The sequence below is a fragment of the Vibrio neptunius genome (assembly GCF_000967495.1).
GTDB lineage: Bacteria > Pseudomonadota > Gammaproteobacteria > Enterobacterales > Vibrionaceae > Vibrio > Vibrio neptunius.
In genome coordinates, this window is the sequence record NZ_JXXU01000028.1 from 21,404 (window position 1) to 43,649 (window position 22,246).

Consider the following 22,246-nt stretch of genomic DNA (forward strand, 5'->3'; position numbering starts at 1 on the left):
TCACCTCCTGGTGGCTTAAAAGTGTCATCGTAATTTAAAGTTGGCGACTAACCTTTCTAGTTCATGATTGGATTCACTGAGCGACTCCGTTGCTGAGACAGTTTGTTGACCGCTGGTCACTAGCGATTCAACAATCTCTCTGATGGAGAGCATATTGCGACTTAGCTCTTCAGCAACCGTGCTTTGCTCTTCGGTTGCCGCTGAGATCTGTGTACTGACATCGTCAATCTCTTTGACGGATACCGTCATCATACCGAGGCTTTCAGATACCTCTGACGTTTTCTCCGCGGTGGTCTCACACTGCTCCTTCGTTGCCTCCATGGCGCGAACGACGCTTTCAGTACCATCAAGTAGTTGGCTCAACATATCGGAAATTTCAGTCGTACTGTTCTGTGTCCTAGCTGCGAGCGCCCTCACCTCATCGGCAACGACAGCAAAGCCACGACCTTGTTCGCCTGCTCGTGCCGCTTCGATAGCCGCATTCAATGCCAGCAAATTGGTCTGTTCTGAGATTTCACCGATCACTGTCAATACGTCGCTGATACGATTGGCATCCTGCTTCATACTGACAATTCGGTTTGACATATCATCAACTTCCGTGACTAAAGCACTGACCGTCGACACTGCATTATTGACGATATTCAAGGAAGACTGTGCCTCGCCGCTCGCCGCTTCAGTAATACGATTGGACTGATGAACGTTTTCAGCCACACTGCGTGCACTTTCACTCATCTCGGTGATAGCAGTCACAACCTGCTCTGTTTCACTAGAATGATTGAGAAGCTTCGACTCGTTCTCTCTCGCCGTTTGACCAAGCTGAACGAGGCTAGACGAAATACTTTCACTAGCATTTGAAATTTGCAACATCATCTGCTGAAGGTTTTCTACAAACTGATTGAAACCCAGACTAATCTGTCCAAGATCATCATTACTGGCTATCTCAAGACGCTGGGTCAAGTCCCCATTACCCTGAGACAAATCCAATACCGCTGACTTTAGGCCGAGCAGTGGTTTATAGGCGTAGTGAAGAATGACAAAAATTGCGCCAAAACTGACAAGAAACAGTAGGAAACCGGTAATGATCGATTCTTGCTCAGCTTTGTCAACGTGTGCCAATGCGGTCGCTTGGTCAACGAACACCATCAGAGTCCAGTACATATTATCTGTCAGATTCACTCGCTGGAAATAGCCATCAAACTGAATGCCAAGGTACGGGAAGTTTAGATGGCCATTTTGCCGAGAGCTAAACATCCGCTCCATGGCAATAAAGTTCGGGCTAACCTGAGATGGTGTCCGACCAATATCATTGGGATCATCACTAGCAAAAAACACCGCATTTTGGTCGGTCAGCGTTGCTGCACCACCAGCAAAACGCATGTTACTCACTGTACTGATGATTTCACCTAACTGGATATCACCGAGCAAAACGCCTACAACTTGACCGCCTTGTTTCACTGGCATAGTGGCACTGACGACTTTTTCTCCGGTGACTTTATCTTGATAAATATCGCTCAACGCCACAGAAGAAGCTGTTTTGGCGGCTTTGTACCAATCACGGGTCCTGAAGTCGAATCGATTACTACTCTCGACAGACATATAGTTCCGTCCGTCCTCATAGGTCATGATGACATTGGAAATCCCAGTGCTTTTGGCAAGTAAATTGACCAATTTCTGGTTTTCAGAGTCAGAGAGGTCAGGAGTAAATTGCTCTGCTCCAGTGGCTATTGCATTGATACGGAACTGCATCAACTGTTCGAGTTCGGTCACATGAAAACTCAGTTTGTTTTCAGTCTCATTGACCAAAGACGTGACCATTTTTTCTTTCATGGATAGAATATTGAGCGTGCCAAGGACAATCAGAGAAATCGTCACTAGCAACCCAACACCAAGATAGATACGCGTTTTAAAACCTATATTCATTACGCCTCCTCACTGCTTGAACGAGCGATATAAAGAACGTAAGGATGAATTCCGGTTTGCATTTTAATTCGTATATGGCTTGCCGAATAATCGGCAAATCGTGAGCTTGTGCCCACCTTCAAACCGTCTTTACACCCAGCCAACTTAATTACCTTAGCTTGATATCACAAATATATACAACCATTATTATATAAATTTATTATATTGTTAGCGGAGAAAAAGAGGATTAAAGCGGGAGAATTCGCACTATTTACCTCATATATTCAAAACCTTAACAATAAATATTGGACAAGAATGGCTCAACAGCGAGCCATTCATTATTTGCGCTTAGCGAGTAGAAGCTTCAAGCGTGACACCATTAAATGAAGAATATCCGTTTAACAACACATGATACGTCCCCGGAGTCGCGTTACTAAATGTACAAGTTTCGCTATTTCCATAGCGGTATGGTCGGCAATCCCAATTCTGTTTACTGGCTGCTGAGCCAAACTTGACATACAAATCCACATCCCCCGAACCACCCGATGTTTTGATGTCGAGTGTTTTCGTCGATGTCAGCTCAAAACGGTAAGCAACTTCACTACCTGTTGATCCCGATAGACCAGCAACTGGAACGCCATCCTTTAGAATGTTATCGGTCGGAGGGGGCGGTGTGCCGCCAGAAGCACTGCCCATCTCAACTGCGTAAGCTAGGCCCAGCTTGGTAAACTTGGTTGCATGAGCACCCGTTGGATCCGAATTTTCCAGAGTATCATGAGGCGTATGAATCTTAGGGTTGTAGTCATTGAATTTGGACTCGAAAGGCATCGCGGCAGAATACCCTGCGTTGTGCCAAGAAGCGTGATCAGAACAAGCATAACCACAACGATCATAGCCATAACTCAGTGATGGAAGGTATTCATCGAGTAGATTGGCCAAGAACTGAGTCAAACTACTATCGGTATAATCGTTAATAAAGACAATATCTTGTGCAGAACCTTGATAGTTCGTCATATCCAATTGCAAGACAGACACAACATTTTTGCCCTGAGACTTATAGGCGTTGGCAATATCCTGAGAACCACGCAGCCCAACCTCCTCAGCGGCGTATGCCATAAAGGCCATTGAGCGTTTAGGCTTGAAGTTGTTTTCGGCTAATACACGAATGATTTCCGTCACACTTGCAATGCCCGAAGCGTCATCGTCGGCACCTGGGGCAATCGTATGTTCATCCGTTCGTGAGCCAATCGTCGAGTCTAGATGACCGCCAAGTACCACCCATTCATCAGGGTTTTCTGAGCCCTGAATAGTCAAAATCACAGACTTCTGGTTATAACCTGCGTGAGAAACCTGCTCAACACTGGCATTGGAAATCCCTGAAACCAAAGAACGCCATTCATTGGCAATCCAATCAGAAGCCTGAGCACCAGAAGTAGTGGTATAAAAACGGTTGTTGAAGCTCGTCAACGAATTGATGGTACCAGTGATTTGTGCTGGGTTAACCTGAGGTAGCCAAGCATTAACAGTAGCTTGCTGAGAAATAGCGGGCGCTGAAAAAGTATTGAGGACTAAGGGCATTGCACTCGCAGCCATCGCACTCTGCGCTGAAGCATGAACCATGTATCCGCCACAACGATGATGTTCTTCATGCATGTTGTGAGATAATTCAGCCAGTTCGGTTTCATCGACCTGACCGACCCAAACCTCACCACCGCTAGCCAGTGAATGCGGTAGTACAGCTTGTGCTCCTGATTTCGCTACCGTTTTAGAGGCATCAGCACCAATTGATATCCATACTTTATCTTCTGCATGTACTTGGATGACAACCGTAGAAAGTGTCATCGCCAAAAGCGTTTTAGTGCAGTTCATTTTCTCCTCCATGGAGTTTTATAAAATCACCAAAACTTAGGATATTTATTTACATTTTGAGAATTATTCGTCTTATACCAAAGCGTAACAATAGGTTGTCATCTTTTTATCAATACATGGATTAGTTAATAGGGGCAAAGAACTGCCCCTATCTTGACTCAGACTATTTTGCCGTGACTGACAAAGTCAAACCCGAAAAATTGCTGTAAGCATTGAGCATGATATAGAGGTCTTCACCTGCCTTCACTGCATCACACGACTCCGTGTTACCTGAGCGATATGGTCTGCAATCGTAGGCACTTCTGGTTGGTTGAAGTCCTGAACGAACATAAAGATCGGCATCACCAGTTCCCGAGGCAATCGACACAGTAACATCAGACGCTCTCTTATCTGAGCGCAGGACATACATTTTCTGCTCACCTTTTGCTAGTGTCAGGCCTGACAACGGAGTATCTAAACTCAGCTCAGTAATATCACTTCCAGGTTGCTCAACCATGCCATCGGGCAGAGTGTTGTTAAAGTGACTCGCGACTTTCGGCCAGATTTTACTGATTTTCACTCCTTGATTTTCACAGCCACCAAAGTGATGCAGCGCAATCGCTTTATTGCTGCTGGCTTTGAGCACAGGGGAACCTGAAGAGCCACCTATGGTGTCACAAAAGTAACCTGTATCGGTATTGGCTCCACGGCCATTGGCTGAAGCGACATCGATTTGACAAAGTCCAGACCCATTTTGATCGCTTTCAATAGCAAGTTCTTTCGGGTTACCTGAACCGTGTTGAGGAATATAGATACCATCGCCATAGGTCGGCTCAGAAGCGTCTAGACCTAGGTAACCAAACGAAGCAATTTTGGCGAAATCAGCAACGGTAAACAGCGTATAATCCAGCTCATAATCTGTACTAAGTATCTGATCACCCATAACTTTAACAGTGGTCGACATCGCACCATTACACGTTGTGCGTTGGTAGTTAAACCAGACCTCGGTGTTTTTCAGTTCCGTTTCACTATCCACACAATGGTTGTTGGTAAACATCCGGTTGTCTGGGCCTACCCGCCATGCAGTACATAGACTACGGCCATTGATCAACAATCGTGCGACTGGGGTTGTCCATGCGACTTTTTCTGGATGCGAGTCCTGCCAGCACGCCACATCTCTTCGTTCGTTAACTCCGCAAGTGGATAGGGTCGACATTTCCTGCTCAGCCGAGTCTTTACCCGCCATGTAATAATCGAGTTCAAACTGTCCTTGCAGGCCTTGTTCATTCGCTATCAGTTCAATAACAAGTGCATCGCCTGAGATAGATTGTGCAAACCAATCTAGCTGACTGTCACTATACTCAACGGCTTCATCCGTAGTGGCAGATGTAAGTCGTAGAATCGCCCCTTTCGGAAGTGAGAGTTTTTTGAAGTGCAATTTAATGAATTCAGCCCCTTCATGTTTCACTATCTGACTCAAGTGCTGACTCGAGATACCCGTCAATTCTGCATCTGACATAGTGAACTTCACTTCATCAGCAATGACGGGCAACGCTGTATCTGCCATCACGATGGGAGTGAAGAAACATGCGATAGCCAACCCAACGTTGCATAAATTTGTCTTCATTGTTTATTCCTTTTTTTGTTTATTTGTGTGGTCCCAAAAACAAACATATGCCGAAAAAACAAATAAGCAATCAATTGCATAACAATTTTAGAGTAAAGAAAATTGAACAGGTCGCGTTGTAGATGTGAATAAAAAGGCACTCAATGAGTGCCTTAGTCAAGATGTAATTTATTGATATATCAGAGCTTAAATGTCGAAACCTTAGCCATTAACTCGCCAGACAGCCCCTTCACTGTGCCCGCTTCTTGAGAGCTTTCCTGAGCACTATTCACTAACTGATCAGCGACATCTTTAATCGAGGTGATATTTTGCGTGATCTCGTTTGTTACATGGGTTTGCTCTTCTGCCGCCGTCGCGATTTGTGTCGCCATGTCACTAATGGTCCGCACTGCCGTATTGATTTCTTCCAGAGCCACACTCGCTTTATCGGCATCTTCGACAGAATGTGTGGCCAGAGCAGAACTGTTTTCCATCAATTTAACCGCGCTACCGGTTGTGACTTGCAATGTATCGATCGTTGCTTTAATTTCTTCGGTTGAATCATGTGTTCGTTGTGAAAGCACTCGCACTTCGTCAGCGACAACCGCGAAGCCTCGCCCTTGCTCACCAGCACGTGCAGCCTCAATAGCCGCATTCAATGCCAGTAAGTTGGTTTGTTCAGCAATACCCTGAATAGTTGCCAGAACCGTAGAAATATCCTGAGAGTGGCGGTTTAACTCTCCGACGACATTACTCGCTTCCTGCAGCTCGTTAGCAAGACGGTTAATCGAGTTTTTGTTCTCAAGCACAACCGTACGTCCATTTTCCGTACTTTTCGCCGAACCTTGTGCAGATTGTGCGGTTTGCTCTGCGTGGGAAGCAATTTCGGCAGTAGCAGACGCCATCTCAGTAACAGCCGTTGCCACCATAGTGATTTCCTGCTGTTGGTGGTTTATCTCATCGACATTTCGATTCGCACGCTGGTTACTGACTTCTGATTGCTGTGATAACTGCTGTGATTGTTCACGGATATGCGCAATGAGCTGGTGCATACTACCAACAAAAGTGTTGAAATTACTGGCGAGCTGGCCAACTTCATCGTTACTGTCCACTTTTAGTCTCTGCGTAAGATCGCCACTGCCATGCGCAATCTGTTCGAGCGCGTTTGAGACATTGGTTAGTGGGCGGAACAAGATGCCACACAGCATGTTAAATAGGAAAGTACAGACAATCACCACCACAATAGTCACTGCGATTTGCCCCCACACTGCGCTGTATAAAGGCGCCACTAACGACTCGCGGTTCAACACGGTGACTGTGATAAGCGGAGTCCCTTGAATTTGCGCAGCGTAAACAACACTTAACTCGCCATTCACGTCTGTATAAACATCACTGCCAGAGCTCATCGCTTGCTGGATAACACCGAAGTCTAAACCAAGCTGCTGAACAGGTTGGTTAAGTAATTTAGTCTCTTTGTGAGTAAAGACATTGCCTTGCTGATTGGCAATAAACATGTACCCTTCACCTGGTAGGATTACCTTATCTAGCCCGGAGATAATATCGGTAATTTCAACATCCGCTCCTAACACCACGTTTTCACCACCTAGGCTGACAACACTACCTAAAGAGACAACATTAGCCCCCGTTGCCGCTGCTACCGTTGGGTTGTCCATAAAGACCTTTGATGGATTTTTCATCGCATTGATATACCATCCCCATTTGCGCGGATCATCGTTCCCTGGAGGGAGGACGACACCATTAGCATTGTCCTGAGAGCCGTCAGGGTAGGCGAGAAACACATTGTCTAAACCTGCAGAGTTTTTCACCTGTTTGAGATTGCTTACTATCGACGCCATATTGGCATCCGGTACGATTGAGGTGAGTGCTCGTTCTTTAGATTCAATCCAATCCGACACATACTGGTTGTAAGAAGCAGTAGAACTTTCTAGTCGTTGAGTCACTTCGATATCTAAGCGTTGTAATGACGCCCGAAAGGACAGCAGCTCTACCAACAAACCACCCACGATGATGGCAACACTGGCTGACAACGCCAGTTTATTTTTTAAAGACAAGTTTTTAAACATAGAACAACCTTGTTTGATTATTTTTATCACCATGCAGTACTAAGCTTTAGTTGCTCACCTACACAAATGCAAAGATAACTCACCTGCTTTGTGCGCCCTACTTCAAGAGCCATTCTTTGTATGCTTATCACGGATTTATTTCACACTTTAAAATAAAACAATATACGGTCTGTCGTCATTGAAGCAATAACGGTTTAATGCTCAGCGACGATTCATGATTCAAAACAACAACATTGTTTGAAGTGACTCGAAAAGAAAACCTACGTTCAACAACACATTACTTATCCATGCGAACAATACGGCAATTTGACCTCAAAGCGCCCAATGATTAGCCACTTTACATCACTAATTTATAAATTACTTGCTAGGTTGAGATCGCTGTTAGCGCGCTACTAGTGCTTTCAATTGTTCTACCACTATTACAAGGAAAAGTTATGAAATCCTGTTTGAATGTCAGTTTAGCTACCTTGGGTTGTCTGACGGCCCTCTCTTCTGTCAATGTCGCCGCTCATGGCTGGGTTGAGTACCCAAACGCGCGTCAAAATATTTGCTATCTTGATGGTGGGTTCTGGGATGATCGTATCCCAAATTCAGCCTGTCAGGCCGCGTTCGACCAGTCTGGTGCTTATCCCTTTGTTCAGAGAAATGAGGTGGCTGCAAATGTCGCCAACTACCGAGATATGGCCCATGTACAAGCCATCGTTAGAGACGGAACACTTTGTAGTGGCGGAGATAATGCGAAAGCTGGACTCGATGTTGCTTCACCGCATTGGCAGAAAACAGCGCTGTCATTAGATGCCAGCAATCAATTTGAATTGGTGTTTAACGCAACAGCGCCACACAACCCGTCGTACTGGGAGTTTTATCTGAGCAAGCCCGAATACGACAACAGCCAGCCACTCACATGGGCAGACTTAGATTTGGTTGATACTGCAGGTAATGTCGCCGTCGATGCAAATCAAAAGTACCGCATTACGGTTACTCTACCCGCTGATAGAAACGGGCATGCCGTTCTCTATACCCGCTGGCAACGTGAAGACCCCGCAGGTGAGGGATTCTACAATTGTAGCGACATTACCTTCAGTGGCGATGGCAGCACACCGACTGAGCCAACCGACCCCACCGCTCCGGGTAACGATCTTTCCGCACTAGGGTATTTCGTTCCACAAGGGTTTGGACCTCTGGAGTCTGGCGACACTGTGCGTTTTCGTACTTTTGATAAAAACGGCAGTGAGCAGCAAGACATCTCGTTGGCAATCACGGCTAACAATACCAGTGAAGAGATTTGGTCAGCAGAACTGGCTGGTCAATTTAACAGCGTCACCAATGGATCTTGGTTTATTGGAATCTGGCATGCTGAAATGAACCACTACATGTTCGACTCATCCAATATCTACAGGAATCAAGTTCATGCTCCAGCGGCGAACTTCAACTATCAGTTATCTTTAGTCAAAGGGGATACGCCTCCTCCAACACAGCCCGATAACGCTTGGTCAGCTCAGCGGGCTTATTCTGAGGGAGAGAAAGTGACTCACAAAGGCCGCGCATGGACCGCACAGTGGTGGACACGTGGTGAAGAGCCCGGGACAACAGGCGACTGGGGAGTCTGGCGCTAGGCTAACCTTACTCTTTTTTGGTACTCATTTTCATCCCCGAGGACGCCTCGGGGACGCTGGCTTATCGAGGAGCCACAGAGAGCTGAGTACCACCCCACTGCGCTTCATCCTCTCTTTCTCCGCTGATAATTGTTTGCAACGTCGCCATCGCGACGGATACCTGATGTAAAGGTAACAACCATGAGTGTTATAGCAACTTATTCCGCAACCAATATGCAACACTCTGAGCACAATTTAACCTAACCTGCAAAAACATTACTCCAATTACAAGACCATTCGGTAATGTAAATCATAATGTGGAACTGTCATTTTTGACTGCTAGAGTTATTAATTTGATTACATAACAATCACGTCAAAAGGCTAGAATCATGGGAATCGCGTATCATACCTATATTGGCAAGCAGGTCACCCACTTGCCCAATCTTCCCTGCCGAACGGCAGGCAATGTTTCTCTTAGTACGCCAGTAGGCAATTGCATCGATCGCTTCGGCCGCATCTGGCTAGCAGACACGGCACACAATCGTGTGTTGGTGTTTGATAGAAAAATGAAAAAGTTACTCGCCAGTTTCGGCTCGGTAGGAAGTGGCAGCCAACAGTTTAATATGCCTTTTCGCCTTCTTCCTCATCCAGAAAAACCATGGATTTATGTCAGTGACATCGCCAACAAACGCATCCATATCCTCGAATACAATCAAGCGCTCAACATTCATTCCATTCACCGCTTCGGTGCTGGTGATCCCGTTCACCTCGAAGGGCCTAATGGACTAGCGTTTTATGAAGGGAAACTATGTGTCGCTGATGAATTTTACGAAGGGCCTGACAACGAAAGTCGTTTGGTCGTGTTCGACGAAAATGGCAACTGGCTAAAAAATATTGACGTCGTCAATGCACAGCAACCAGTGCATTTCCTGTGGCCACAGGGCCTTAGCTGCGATAACAATGGATACTTATATGTTGCGAATACTGGGTTCTCTACTGTGGTTCGCTGTGACTGGGATGGAAACCCAATCCCATTTTCCAGCGGAAAAACGTACCTAGACGATATCGACCTTGCTCGTGATGTGTCAATCATCGACAACCGCATACTCATACCGGGGGCGAAGCAGTACTCCGTTGCGGTTTACGATATTGATGGGCACTTCTCAGGCAGTTTGAGTGGATTCTTCTCACCGATTCAGGTCACCAAGATGCATCAGGACGTATTGCTGATCACAGAGCCCATTCTCGCTTCACTCCAAATTCATAAAGTGAATTGGTCGGACTTATCACCAGAACAGCCAACAACAACGTTAGTAATCGACCAGTTAGGTGATGAGCGGGATCGAAAAGGCCAGCTTCATTTTGTGACTTCGGTTGCTGGTGACACCTCACCAATCGCTCAAGGGGGCTACACTAGCCAGTATCCTATAGTCAGTGAATGGTGGGATCAACACTTCCAGCAGCAAGATAAATGGCTCAACTCAATCCATCAACTCGATGCACCATCCTGGGTGTCGATGACATTGAGCACGCAGATCGAATGGACGCAAAGATGGCAGCAAACCTGGGTACGTATCTTCCTTGGCGACAAATTCGATGACCCAAACCAACTGCTTTGGTTAGTAGATGCCGGTAACTATCAACTTCAGGCTACTGAGCGCAGCCAACCCGATGCGGCAAGACCGGGCAGCTTACCTCTTCTTCCTGGTTCTTTGGGTATCTGCTCGCTTACGCCCGCCAAACCCTTAATTGGACAGCTTAACCCTGAGCTACCTTTATTGGTTGTAAGTAACTATATCAGCGGTATTATTACCATTTACCAATACAACGAATTGATCGGCGAATTGGTGCCTTTCAGCTACTTTGGGGGGTTAGGTCACGCCGACTGGCAACTGTTTAAACCTCAAGGGATCGCGGTGGATCCGATCAGCCGAGATATATACGTCGCCGATTCTGGCAACAACCGTATTTGCCGTTGGCGATTAAACGCTCAGGGAATTGCTGGCCTAGTGAGTACCTTTGGTCAAAAAGGACATGGTGACCACGATTTCTTTACTCCAACCGACATCACTATCACGGCAGACGGACAAAAATACATTACTGATCAGAACAACAATCGAGTCGTCATTTATGACCGTCATGACAAATACGTAGGCAGTTTTGGCCAACAAGGTTACGGCACAGATAACGACAACTTCTTGCTGCCAACCAGCATCGATTTTGATGAGGGTAAATTGTTTGTATCAGATTTGGTCAACCGCGCGATTAAAGTCTTCGATCAACAAGGTCAGTTTATCGATAGCTTTAGTGGATTTGGCGCTGACCCAAGTAAAGGCGAACTGTGGATGCCCTACCTTCTTCATGCGCACAATCAAACCCTTTACCTACCTGACTGCGCTTTGAATCGCGTCAACGTGTATAAAATCAGCTAAGGAGAGCACCATGACATCAGTATTCGACAAAGCGAAGACCAAACGTCTGAAGCAAGCGACAATCGACATTTCTGAACAATCAGTGCAAGCCAATGACAAGCTCATTCAGCAGTATCAGTGTGTGACTGAGCACTGCCTCAATCAGCCTTCCTCGAAGGAAACTCGTAAAAAGCTTGAGGAATGGCACAGCGCTCATCAGGCTCATGCCATTAATCACACCTTATCTCCACCACATGAAAATTAAGCAAAGCGAGCCAAATGGCTCGCTTTTTTATGCAACGTCTGAAACTGGCAGCCTATCTGATATGACCTTACCATCCTTAATCGTAATAATGCGTTTGGTGCGTTCAGCAAGCGCATTGTCATGCGTAACGATAATCAAGGTTCGTCCTTCCGCATGTAACTGGTTAAACAAAGCTTCGATTTCAGCACCTGACTTGGAATCGAGAGCACCGGTTGGCTCGTCTGCCAAAATAATCTGCGGATCGTTCACCAGTGCTCGCGCAATCGCAACACGCTGTTTTTGACCACCGGATAACTGATTCGGTTTATGATCGAGGCGATCGCCCAGCCCAACCTGCTCAAGCAGTTTGGCCGCGCGCTGACGACGTTCTTTGGCTTTTATACCTGAATAGACTAAAGGCAACGCGACATTATCAAGCGCCGTAGCGTATTCAAGCAGGTTGAAGCTTTGAAAAACAAACCCGATTTTCTGGTTGCGTATTCCAGCTAACTCATTGGCACTCAGTGCTGCTACGTTCTGCCCATCAAGCAAATAGTCGCCATCGGTTGGTTTATCTAAGCAGCCGAGCATATTCATCAGAGTCGACTTTCCCGAACCTGAAGGGCCGAGAATGGAGAGGAATTCCCCTTGCTCAATCGTCAGTTCTACGCCATCTAATGCACGAACTTCGACCTCACCGCTTGAGTAATACTTACAAAGATTCGTCAGTTGAACCAATGCATTATCTGACATAATGACTCCTGATTTTTTGCTCACATCATTCACTTTGTAACGCCTCCATAGGTGTCACCTTAGCGGCGCGATTCGCTGGCAACCACGCTGACGCCACGCCTATGACAACCAGAGTAGCAATCACAATTGCCACCACAATCCAAGAAAGCTCTGGAACAGGTTTGCCTAAACGTTCATAAAAAACATTGCCTTCTAGACTGACAGAACCAATCGCCGATACCAATGCGTAAGTGACGACAAGCCCCAGCGCTCCCCCCATCACCATCGTCATCAGCGACTGAACTAAATAGTGGAGCCGAATCGCCGTCGGTGTCGCGCCCACAGCCATTCGCACACCAATATCTCGGGTAGAACGTTTCACAGTCGCGTACATCACATTGGCAATACCGACTCCCGCTACCGCGAGTGTGACAAAACCAATGATGCCAAGAAAGCTCTGCAAGCCAACAAGAAACTGCTGCATGCTTTTCTGCTTTAAAAACATATCTTCTACTTGAACAATCTGTTGATCAGTCACACTAGCCCCATGCTTGCGTGCAATGACCTGACGAATCGTTTCCGCTAACTTAACTCTATCGACACCACTTTTGGGTTGAACATTGATGCCAGCTATGTCGCCAGTCATATGGAAGCGCTGCCAGGTGGAGAGCGGGACAAAACTGGAGTAATTGATTGGCTCATCCTGCTCGATATCTGCACTATTTTTTTTCAGTACACCCACTACGGTAAACTCTTCACTGCCAATTTTAACCTTTTGCCCAACCGGATTGACTTTCAGTGTCACGGTCGCAAACCAATTAAAGTCATCTTCAGGGTTAAACAAATCAGCCGCCAATAAGTACCCGAGCACCACGACTTTGCGTTGTTCTTTTTGGTCAAGCGAATTGAGCCAGCGCCCCCCTGGAAGTGGGACAAGATTGGTCATAGTTTGAAAATCTGTGGTGACGGCAAGTGGCTCTCGCCATGTACCGCGATCGCCGACCGTAATACGCTCGTCCCATAATGCCGTCGGCGCTACAGCATTAACTTCTGGTAGCGCGCTAACCACATCGGAATCATCGATTTTGAGCGTTAGTGGCTTACCTTGATGGAACACGCCATGATCTACCGTTGCCATACCGCCCGTCAGGTATATCAGATTGCCATTACCATTTTGCGCAGTTTTTAACACTCCTTGGCGAATGCCCTCTCCCACAGCCAACATAGCAGCAATACACAAAGTCGCCCAAGCAACTGCTAGGATTGTTAGCCCCAGTCTCAGCTTCTCTGCTGCCATTTCCTGAAAAATTTGTCTCATTGGAAGCAACATTATTTAAGCCCTCGCACTCAGCGCTAACACCGGCGTTAGACGCGATGCTCTTCTTGCGGGAAAGTAGGACGCCATCAGCGCCAAAATCACAGTGACCAGTAACGATAATGCAATCGAATCGGGAGTAATCACTGGTGAGCCAATCCACTCTGGTAAAGTCACTGTGCCCAACAGCGCAACCAATGCAAACGACATGGTTAAGCCTATAGCCGTTCCAACGGCGACCAGTATTAACCCTTCGATAATAAACTGGCTCAGTACTGATGCTTGAGTAGCCCCTATCGCCAATCGCACACCGATTTCTCGGGTGCGCTCGGTAACAGACAAAAACATAATATTCGCCACGCCAAGCGCTCCCACCGCCATCGTCATCGCACCGCTAGCGCCAAGAAATATTTGAATCCCACGAAGAATGCCGCTGATTACGGCCGCCCCTTCACTAAAATCAGGCAAGTACACGGCATCTTTATCACTTGGGTCAAAGTGAAGCTGCTTAGCGTAAAAGCGCACAATACGCTCTCGAAATGTGGCAGAGTCCATACCATCAACCGGTTTCATCAACAGCATCCAAGGTTTAGCGTTCCATAGATCGCGATAGGTGGTTTGCGGGATGAAAACTCTGCGACTATCACCAAAAGAAATGCCGGAGTCCTCATCACTGAGTACACCAATGACCAAGAATGGAATGCCATTAACTTTGACCTCCTCACCAATCCCAATACCACCCATTTGAGCAATCTGATCGCCCAAAACAGCAACACGAGTGTGACTTGCAATGTCACTCGGTGAAATATTGCGAGAGCCCGTCTGAAGCTTACGCTGCGCAAGAGTAAAGTAAGAAGGGTCAATCCCACTCACGGCGCGAGCTAAGTTTTGCCCTTTGATGTTGGTGACACTGGCATCCCACTTGGCATACACAGATGCGACGTCGTGAACAAAGCCCGATTGCTTAATCATTTCGACTTTATCCTGTGGAATAGCGATTGCACGACGCGCTGGTAACCCTTGCCAAGGTTTACTGGTTTGAGACGGGAAAACCACCTGCACGTTATTGACCATAAATGAAAAAGACTGGCTTTGATGGCGGTAGAAGCCTTCACCAAGTGCTATCAACACCACCACAGAGATCACACCCCAAGCTATGGCAATGATCGCCAGAATACTTTTCATCCGATGCGCGATCAGCGTCTGCCAGGTTTGCTGGAGCAAGCTACTCATGAATGAAAGGCCTGCGATATGAGCGCCATCGTATTATCATCGAGCTTACCAGCCGTTTGCAGCAAACTCACTCGTTGACGCCAGTAGTTATACAGGTTGTTTTGCAAACGGTTTTTCGCATCGAACAGATTGTTATGAGCCGTAATCACTTCCGACGCATCCAAAAGTCCCGCATCGTAGAGTTTTTCTTTACTTTTCAGCACCTTAGCAAGAGACGCAACCACCTCATTGGCCATCAGAACCTGATTCCAGTTGATATCAACCTGAGTAAACTGCTGAACAATGCGTTTCTGAATATCAATTTCAACCTTGCGCAAGTCCTGCTTAGCACTCAATATATTCAGAGACGCTTGGTCGACCTTAGCGCGCGTCGCACCGTTGAGATCAATCGGTACACTCAAGGTGAGCCCGGCACTAAACTCTCCGTTAGAATATTTGTCATCATCACTGTAGCCCACATTTCCTTTTACCGTTGGGTAATAACCGCCTCGCGCTGATTGGCGCGCAAATTCGCTCGCCTTGACTTTTTGCGCAGCGACTAACAACTCTGGGCTACTGTCTTTCGCCAACTTGAGCCATTGCTCCTTGGAATCCACTAACATTGGAGGCTGAATCAGGTTGTCGGTGCGAATTTGATCAACACGCTCGGGCATCTGATTGATGAGTGCCCCCAGCTCTGCTCTTTTCTCTTCTAACTGTGCCTGCGCGCTGAGGATACCGGCTTTATCCGTCACCAGAGTGGCACGAATTTCCTCAACATCAATCGATTTTACCTTACCGGCCTGATAGCGTTTTTCTATAATCTTCAGCAGCTTATTACCTTCTTCTAGCTTATTTCTCGCCAATTGAAGATCGCCTTGCGCACTCGCCAGATCAAGATAGGTAGCCAATAGCTTCTGAGCTAATTCATTGTGAGCCTGAGATAACTCCAACTCTGTTCTCAGGTAGTTAGCTTGTGCTTCATCTAAGTCAGACCAAAGGCTGCTGTCCCATAATGTTTGAGATAACGTTGCTCCGTAGGTGTTCGTGTTGTCACTGTCTTCATTCCAGTTTGATGACGCGGTCGCACTCAAAGAAGGCAGTAACGAACTGCGGCTGGAAGTAACCCCGACCTCACCGATTTGAACACCAATCTTGGCTTTCTCGTAATCGGGATCGCTCTGTTTCGCTTGCTTCCACGCTTGTTCAATCGAAATAGCAGAGCTAGGGAAGCTCAAGGTCGTCAACAGTAAACTGCAACCAATCAATGACAGGTGACGTTTAACCATGAGAGGCTCCCACCATACTGCTATCGAGAATAGCTTCTCCAAGTTCAACACCTTGCAAAACTTCAACATTGATACCGTCAGATAAGCCAAGCTTGACCTGCTGTTTGTGGTACCCGCGCTCAGAGTCATCAGGGATTAATACATTTGGCATGTCACCTTCAAACTGCAGTGCTCGCTCAGGCAAAGTCAGCACGTTTTCAGATCTCTTCAACGTAATTTTTGCGGTTGAAGAAAACCCGGAGCGCAACATAACGTCTTGGGGAATGTTTAACTCACCCACCTCAACTTCAAAGCCGTTATCAAAACTTTTGGCAGTCGACGTGTCCTGTGGGGAGTTTAGGTTTTCCGACTGAATGGCCACCTTAGTCAGTACCCCTTCAATTTGAAGATCAGGGTAAGGCGCTACGGTGATCAGAACCGGCATACCCGAGGTCAGTTGCGCAGCGTCATGCTCACTGACACTACCTTTAAAGATCAAGCTATTCATGTCCGCGATAGACATCATTTCCGTTGCAGCCTGACTCGACTCAGTCGAAATAATTGGCTCGCCTACTTCTACTTTTCGGTTTAACACCGTGCCATCAATCGGCGCATAAATGGTCGAAGTCAGACGAGCATCACCTATCGATGCTTCACCACTTTGAATCAGCTCTAGGTTTTGACGTTTTTGTAGCACCGTTGCTTGTGCCGATTTGACTTCTGATCGTGCACTGACGTAATCATCGTAGTTGCTCGGAATAATATTTTGCTTAACCAGACTTTCTAAGTTAACCAACTTTTGTTTCGCTGACTCCAACGCCGCCTCACTGCTCATCAACTCTGTAGACGCATCGGTAAGTGCTTTTGGCGTAGGGTTTGGGCGCACTTTAATAAGCGCCTGTCCCTGCTTGACGTTCTCTCCGACCTGAGCGTAAATCTCTCCAACAATACCGTCGATCTGCGATTTAATGGACACTGAATGTGCTGGAACAATTTTACCTACCGCCACGGCTTCCTTCTCGATAGTACCTTTCTCCACAACCAAGGTAGGTATCACCTCTGGCTGAGCAGAAGATTGCAGATAAAAATACGTGCCACCAGCGAGCAGTGCGATGCTCGCAACAGGCAACAGCCAACGTTTAGCCATGCTTTATTTCCAATGATTATTATGTGTAGCCGTCTGACTACGCTGAGGTTATTAAGTTCCGAAAATCATACAACGTACTGACTCACCAAAGACAGCCGCAGATTGTATGACTTTGTCGGCTTGTACTGACAATAAAACGCAGCCTAAGTAATACACCTAGGCTGAGCGACAAGAAAGTAAATTAATCTAAATCTATTCTGACAAATCATGAACGACATTTTATGTCATTGCCCAACGATGCTCTTAACCTTGTTGTACCAGATCGGATTGCTAAAGTGATTGCTAGGTAGACCGCCTGAACGAACCTATCTGCTAAATCACCCGATCTGTCACTCCCCAGATCATCGCCAGTACATTGAACAATATCAGTCCTCCACTTATCTCCTTGCCTCATTCATTAATTGCATACCCTGAACAACAAAGTGAGTCTGTGAGTAACCTGAAACAGGGATGAGTAGCCAATCGACACAAAACAAAAAGGAGGATTATTTTAAGATTAAGGTGCTGAATTTAAAGGGTTAAGTATGAATTTCTTGATTGGGATATTTGTTTTTGGAACCTGCCATACACGACCAAATAACACCCAACATAAAATGGAAATGATCATTTCTCGAATCGGCATCTCATTTACCTAGGAAACGTTTAAATGTTTTGCATGCAAGCATCATATAAAATCAATTGCATTTACGTTTTTAGCGAACTGTCACTACTCTAAGCACGCACTTTTTACCCCAATCAATTAAAAAACAATTCCAAAGGTGAAGTATGCGTAACGCTAATTTACTTATGCTGTTTCCAATGGCATTCGCTTCTCAAGCTGCCAACGTTGTTGACTACTCGCAAGTTGACCTTTCTCAGGTCCTCAATCCGCCAACTGCTCGGGCATTTTCAGCACCTAACCAGCCTCTGGCTTATCAGGATGCCAGTCGTGTTAAAGCGGGCCCACAAACATTACTTCGCAAACAACAACTGCATTATGGTGTACCAGTTTACGGCCAGTCTTTAGTTGCTCAGGTTTCCGCTCAAGGTACAGTGACACCGGTTGATGGCTCAGTCCTGACCGACATTGACGCCGATATTGGTTCTACCTTACCCATGCTCAACGCGAAGCAAGCGATAGAGCTGGCAAAAGGCAATAGCAAAGGTTTTGCCTCTCAAGCGATTCGCGACCCAAACGCAGAACTCATGATCTGGCAAGATGAGCAAGATATCGCTCGTTTGGTCTACAAAGTGGACTTTATTCAAATGAGTGGAATGGGCCCTTCAAGGCCGATTACACTTGTCGATGCCAAATCTGGTGACGTGCTTGATCGATGGGAAGGGATTGCTTTCATTGAAGCCGAAGGACCGGGCGGCAATAGGAAAAGTGGCCGTTACTACTTCGGACCCAAAACCCAATATGGCGGCTTTGAAGTCAACCAATACTGCCAAATGGATAGCCCAAATGTCATCACACTCAACATGAACAACCAGCAATACGGTGGGCAAGTTCATCAGTTTGACTGTAACGTCAACAACTACCGTAGCGTAAACGGTGCCTATGCGCCGATGAATGACGCACACTACTTCGGTCAGCGCGTTTTCGATATGTACATGGATTGGCTCAACACCCGACCTATTCACCAGAAACTGACCATGCGTGTGCACTATGGCTCCAACTACGGCAACGCGTTCTGGGATGGTCGCCAAATGACCTTTGGTGATGGTAACCAATCAATGTATCCACTCGCCACCTGGGATGTGATTGCGCATGAAGTCAGCCATGGTTTTACCGAGCAAAACTCTGGGCTGGAATACCGTGGGATGTCGGGTGGGATGAATGAGTCCTTTTCTGATGTCGCTGCGGCCGCACTCAGCCAGTACGTACACGGTAGCTTCAACTGGAAAATGGGCGAACATGTCATGAAGTACTCTGATGCCATGCGTTACTTTATTCAGCCAAGCAAAGACGGCGTCTCCATTGACCATATCAACCAGTATTACAATGGTATCGACGTCCACCACAGCTCTGGTGTCTTCAACAAGGCATTTTATCATCTTGCCACCAGCTCAAACTGGGACATCAAAAAAGCGTTTATTGCCTATGCCACAGCTAACCAACTTTACTGGCGACCAAACTCTGATTTTCAGCAAGGTGCAGAAGGGGTTTGTAAAGCAGCTAATGAGCTGGGGTACGACACTTCGGCGGTAAACCATGCGTTCGCTCAGGTGGGGATTCAGGTGACACAATGTTCGGCTGGACAGCCAGATCCTGAACCGACACCAAATCCCGATATCGTTAGTCTACAAATCAATACGCCAAGTGCGATTCAATCAGCGGGTAATGACGTGCAACACTTCGTACTGAAGAATGCCCCATCTGAAGATATCTGGGTACAAACCTATAACGGTTATGGCAATGTTGATATGTATGTCGCGATAAATCGTCCTGCTTCACTGTCGGATCATGATTGTGCGTCCACCAACCGTGATAACAACGAATATTGTGGTTTCAGCGGTGTCGCGAATGCCGATGTTTATGTGATGGTCACAGGTGCGCGTAGCGCTTCAGATGCTTATGTTGGCGTTAGTGCCTATCTCGAACAACCGACACCAGAACCACAGGACTTGTGTGCTAACTTAGAAGAATGGTCACCGTATTACTATTACCCACAAGGCACTCAGGTGCAGTCCTACGGGAACCGCTTTATCGCTACCCAAACCAACTGGGGCGCCGATCCTTACAGTAACTATTGGTACTGGTCATTTGAAGGCAGCTGCCTACAATAATCGGATAAAAAAAGAGCCCGCAAGCGGGCTCTTTAGTCAGGAGAACATAGTTACTGTTTTAGTATCTTATTTCCAAGACCACTGACTGCCGTCAACATCAGCTTGGACCAACCAGCTATTGGAATTCCATTTCAAAGCGTTATCAACACTATTTTTCAGCTGGCCATTTTCCATTCTCCATGTCTGATTCGGGCGCTGGCTACAAGTTTCCATAGTGATACTTGTCCCTTGCTGATCCAGACACAAACCTGGTGCTACCTTGCTGATCATCTTGCCTTCAGCTGTCAGCTGCCATAATTGGTTGTCACCGCTGTGACAGCTCCAGCCATACACTCGTGCTCCTGGTGTCGCAGAACTTCCTTCAACGTCCAGACACTGGCTACCCTGAGTAGCAATTTGCTTCCATTGCTCGGCTGGTTGTTCGTCGCCTGAAGCCGCGCTAAACAAAGCTGAAACCACAGAAGTCATAGGTTGAGTGTAACGAGACGCTTTAGGCGCTCGGTCTTGCCAGCTCTGTGGAATTGGCTGAGTCACATCCCATTCACCACTGCCGTCATAATAAGACTTCGCTACCGCTTCAGGGGTCGGTGTCCAAAGGAAATCAGGATGACGATTCTGATACCACTCGCCTCCGATGACATTGCCTTGCGCGTCAATTTCTAGGTCGTAGTAATACGTCACTCGCGAGACACCATCAAGCTTAGGCTTGTCGTAGTTTCGATGAGTTGGATTCGTCTCTACCATGTAATCAACTACCATCTGTACACCAACGACTGAGACAGCACGTGATGCACGATACTGGGTGAACTTATCTTTTTTGTAGTCCGCCATCGCGATAGTCACATCGGCTGGATTGCCTGATGAACGGTTTGTCTCTGGGTTAAAGTATTTAACCTGATAACCAAGAATAGGCTGGTTCCATACTTGGTAATCGTATGTCGCATCCATAATCATACTACGACCAGTAATACCGATCTGGTTTAGTACGGATAAGTGCCAGCTTGCAGGGTTGTTGTCGACACAGTCAGGTTCGATAACACGGCCATTTTCGTCTTTTTCAGGATCCTTAATATTACAGCGACCACCAATGAAACGTGTATTGAACGGCGCTTCTGCCCAAAGCAGTGTGCCCAGAGCTTTGACGTCTGACGGATAGAATTTGAGCATCTCTCCGTTTGCATCAGGCACTGTAATCGACTTTTCAGGACGAGGAAGCATGTAAGCCGCGGCTGCCCAGCCATGACAAAGCCCCATCCAGCGCTCTACTTTGCCCTGAGACTCATAGTAACCTTTACCTGAATCCCACGAACGCTTGGTCAGCGTAAAGTTTTTATCGCCAACCAACAAATCATACTTTTCTGCTGGAGATAGTAAGTGGCGCTGCTCATTCGAGTAACTCTCTAGCGGTTTGATAGTGTGTGAAAAGTCGTAGTATTCCTGCCAATCTGACGCATAAAGTTCACGGTCAGAGTAGCGCCAAGCCGCTGCACCAGAGTACAGAGGCCAGTAAGTATCAGACCAAGGCTGAACATCCAGATACTTCGAATCTGGTGCAGCGTTATCCAATTCAACCAGATTACGAATCAGCGCATTACCGACATCAACCAAACGAGCTGGGTTGTCGTTGTTGAGGTTTGCAGAGAATCGAGGAGCAATAACTGGCTCCGCTCTTTCCATAACCGTTTCGCGCATTTGATCTCTGAAACGCTCAAGATCCTCAGCGCTCATGGTTTGATATTCGTCTCCTTCTTTCTCTGGTAACGCATCCATGACTTTTTGCGGATTGGCGTGAAAATCCGTCATAAACGCATCTATGCCTGTATTGTCCGCAATAGCAGTCAAAGGCACCGAGATAGACAACAAGGTGATGATTTTTTTCATTATATAACTCTACGTTGTTAGTTTTCGTGTTTTATCAGCCAGAGTGATACCTCTACTCTTGGCGGCAGGTAGAGTGGTGATCTTTGTTCCGCAAATCAATCGAGAAAATCAACCAAACATCAGAACCGTGAATAATTCCAACAAAAAACAGGCTGGGTAATTCAGTGTTTATCTAGAACTATTTTTGTTTATATATGAGAAGGTTAGTTGCAAGGCCCTATTTTTGTTAACTTTG

14 protein-coding genes are annotated in these 22,246 nt (G+C 46.6%); 4 read left to right on the forward strand and 10 right to left on the reverse strand.

What is annotated here, in order from left to right:
- Positions 1-24: 24 nt before the first annotated feature.
- From TW84_RS10490 to TW84_RS10505, 4 genes are all read right to left on the reverse strand, one after another.
- Complete coding sequence (locus tag TW84_RS10490) at positions 25-1,920, reverse strand: methyl-accepting chemotaxis protein (RefSeq protein ID WP_045975605.1); 1,896 nt, start codon at positions 1,918-1,920, stop codon at positions 25-27.
- 327 nt (positions 1,921-2,247) lie between these two features.
- Positions 2,248-3,768: a M28 family metallopeptidase gene (locus TW84_RS10495; protein WP_045975606.1), complete on the reverse strand. Its 1,521-nt coding sequence runs from the start codon at positions 3,766-3,768 to the stop codon at positions 2,248-2,250.
- A 163-nt stretch (positions 3,769-3,931) separates the two neighbouring features.
- Entirely contained in the window at positions 3,932-5,374 is a 1,443-nt protein-coding gene (locus tag TW84_RS10500; RefSeq protein ID WP_045975607.1) for a serine protease, read from the reverse strand.
- A 179-nt stretch (positions 5,375-5,553) separates the two neighbouring features.
- Positions 5,554-7,437, reverse strand: coding sequence for a methyl-accepting chemotaxis protein (locus TW84_RS10505; protein ID WP_045975608.1), 1,884 nt, complete (start codon positions 7,435-7,437; stop codon positions 5,554-5,556).
- Between the two features lie 434 nt (positions 7,438-7,871).
- Here TW84_RS10505 and TW84_RS10510 point away from each other — a divergent pair, with 434 nt between their 5' ends.
- From TW84_RS10510 to TW84_RS10520, 3 genes are all read left to right on the forward strand, one after another.
- Positions 7,872-9,053, forward strand: a complete 1,182-nt coding sequence (locus tag TW84_RS10510) for a lytic polysaccharide monooxygenase (RefSeq protein WP_045975609.1) — start codon at positions 7,872-7,874, stop codon at positions 9,051-9,053.
- 368 nt (positions 9,054-9,421) lie between these two features.
- Entirely contained in the window at positions 9,422-11,464 is a 2,043-nt protein-coding gene (locus TW84_RS10515) for an NHL repeat-containing protein (RefSeq protein WP_045975610.1), read from the forward strand.
- 10 nt (positions 11,465-11,474) lie between these two features.
- A complete protein-coding gene (locus TW84_RS10520) occupies positions 11,475-11,708 on the forward strand; it encodes a hypothetical protein (protein ID WP_045975611.1) in 234 nt (77 codons plus the stop codon).
- Positions 11,709-11,735: 27 nt separating this feature from the next.
- Here TW84_RS10520 and TW84_RS10525 read toward each other — a convergent pair whose 3' ends face one another.
- Genes TW84_RS10525 through TW84_RS10545 form a run of 5 tightly spaced genes read right to left on the reverse strand, consistent with a single transcriptional unit; the run spans position 11,736 to position 17,361 of the window.
- Positions 11,736-12,440: an ABC transporter ATP-binding protein gene (locus TW84_RS10525; RefSeq protein ID WP_045975634.1), complete on the reverse strand. Its 705-nt coding sequence runs from the start codon at positions 12,438-12,440 to the stop codon at positions 11,736-11,738.
- Positions 12,441-12,465: 25 nt separating this feature from the next.
- A complete protein-coding gene (locus TW84_RS10530; RefSeq protein ID WP_045975612.1) occupies positions 12,466-13,749 on the reverse strand; it encodes an ABC transporter permease in 1,284 nt (427 codons plus the stop codon).
- 3 nt (positions 13,750-13,752) lie between these two features.
- Entirely contained in the window at positions 13,753-14,967 is a 1,215-nt protein-coding gene (locus tag TW84_RS10535) for an ABC transporter permease (RefSeq protein ID WP_045975613.1), read from the reverse strand.
- Positions 14,964-16,235, reverse strand: a complete 1,272-nt coding sequence (locus TW84_RS10540; RefSeq protein ID WP_045975614.1) for a TolC family protein — start codon at positions 16,233-16,235, stop codon at positions 14,964-14,966. The genes TW84_RS10535 and TW84_RS10540 overlap by 4 nt, the downstream gene beginning before the upstream one ends.
- Complete coding sequence (locus TW84_RS10545) at positions 16,228-17,361, reverse strand: efflux RND transporter periplasmic adaptor subunit (RefSeq protein WP_045975615.1); 1,134 nt, start codon at positions 17,359-17,361, stop codon at positions 16,228-16,230. Before TW84_RS10545 ends, TW84_RS10540 begins: the two co-directional genes overlap by 8 nt.
- 765 nt (positions 17,362-18,126) lie before the next feature.
- Between TW84_RS10545 and TW84_RS10550 the strand changes: the two genes are divergently transcribed.
- A complete protein-coding gene (locus TW84_RS10550) occupies positions 18,127-20,130 on the forward strand; it encodes a M4 family metallopeptidase (protein ID WP_045975616.1) in 2,004 nt (667 codons plus the stop codon).
- 66 nt (positions 20,131-20,196) lie between these two features.
- Here the strand turns inward: TW84_RS10550 and TW84_RS10555 are convergent, their stop codons facing one another.
- Positions 20,197-22,011, reverse strand: coding sequence for a ricin-type beta-trefoil lectin domain protein (locus tag TW84_RS10555; RefSeq protein WP_045975617.1), 1,815 nt, complete (start codon positions 22,009-22,011; stop codon positions 20,197-20,199).
- Between the last annotated feature and the right edge of the window lie 235 nt (positions 22,012-22,246).

Excerpts from the sequence above, each read along its gene's own strand:
- TW84_RS10500 (WP_045975607.1), bottom strand. The coding sequence starts at position 5,374 with ATGAAGACAAATTTATGCAACGTTGGGTTGGCTATCGCATGTTTCTTC.
- TW84_RS10540 (WP_045975614.1), bottom strand. The coding sequence starts at position 16,235 with ATGGTTAAACGTCACCTGTCATTGATTGGTTGCAGTTTACTGTTGACG.
- TW84_RS10525 (WP_045975634.1), bottom strand. The coding sequence starts at position 12,440 with ATGTCAGATAATGCATTGGTTCAACTGACGAATCTTTGTAAGTATTAC.
- TW84_RS10505 (WP_045975608.1), bottom strand. The coding sequence starts at position 7,437 with ATGTTTAAAAACTTGTCTTTAAAAAATAAACTGGCGTTGTCAGCCAGT.
- TW84_RS10545 (WP_045975615.1), bottom strand. The coding sequence starts at position 17,361 with ATGGCTAAACGTTGGCTGTTGCCTGTTGCGAGCATCGCACTGCTCGCT.
- TW84_RS10555 (WP_045975617.1), bottom strand. The coding sequence starts at position 22,011 with ATGAAAAAAATCATCACCTTGTTGTCTATCTCGGTGCCTTTGACTGCT.
- TW84_RS10515 (WP_045975610.1), top strand. The coding sequence starts at position 9,422 with ATGGGAATCGCGTATCATACCTATATTGGCAAGCAGGTCACCCACTTG.
- TW84_RS10530 (WP_045975612.1), bottom strand. The coding sequence starts at position 13,749 with ATGTTGCTTCCAATGAGACAAATTTTTCAGGAAATGGCAGCAGAGAAG.
- TW84_RS10535 (WP_045975613.1), bottom strand. The coding sequence starts at position 14,967 with ATGAGTAGCTTGCTCCAGCAAACCTGGCAGACGCTGATCGCGCATCGG.
- TW84_RS10490 (WP_045975605.1), bottom strand. The coding sequence starts at position 1,920 with ATGAATATAGGTTTTAAAACGCGTATCTATCTTGGTGTTGGGTTGCTA.
- TW84_RS10550 (WP_045975616.1), top strand. The coding sequence starts at position 18,127 with ATGCGTAACGCTAATTTACTTATGCTGTTTCCAATGGCATTCGCTTCT.
- TW84_RS10495 (WP_045975606.1), bottom strand. The coding sequence starts at position 3,768 with ATGAACTGCACTAAAACGCTTTTGGCGATGACACTTTCTACGGTTGTC.
- TW84_RS10510 (WP_045975609.1), top strand. The coding sequence starts at position 7,872 with ATGAAATCCTGTTTGAATGTCAGTTTAGCTACCTTGGGTTGTCTGACG.
- TW84_RS10520 (WP_045975611.1), top strand. The coding sequence starts at position 11,475 with ATGACATCAGTATTCGACAAAGCGAAGACCAAACGTCTGAAGCAAGCG.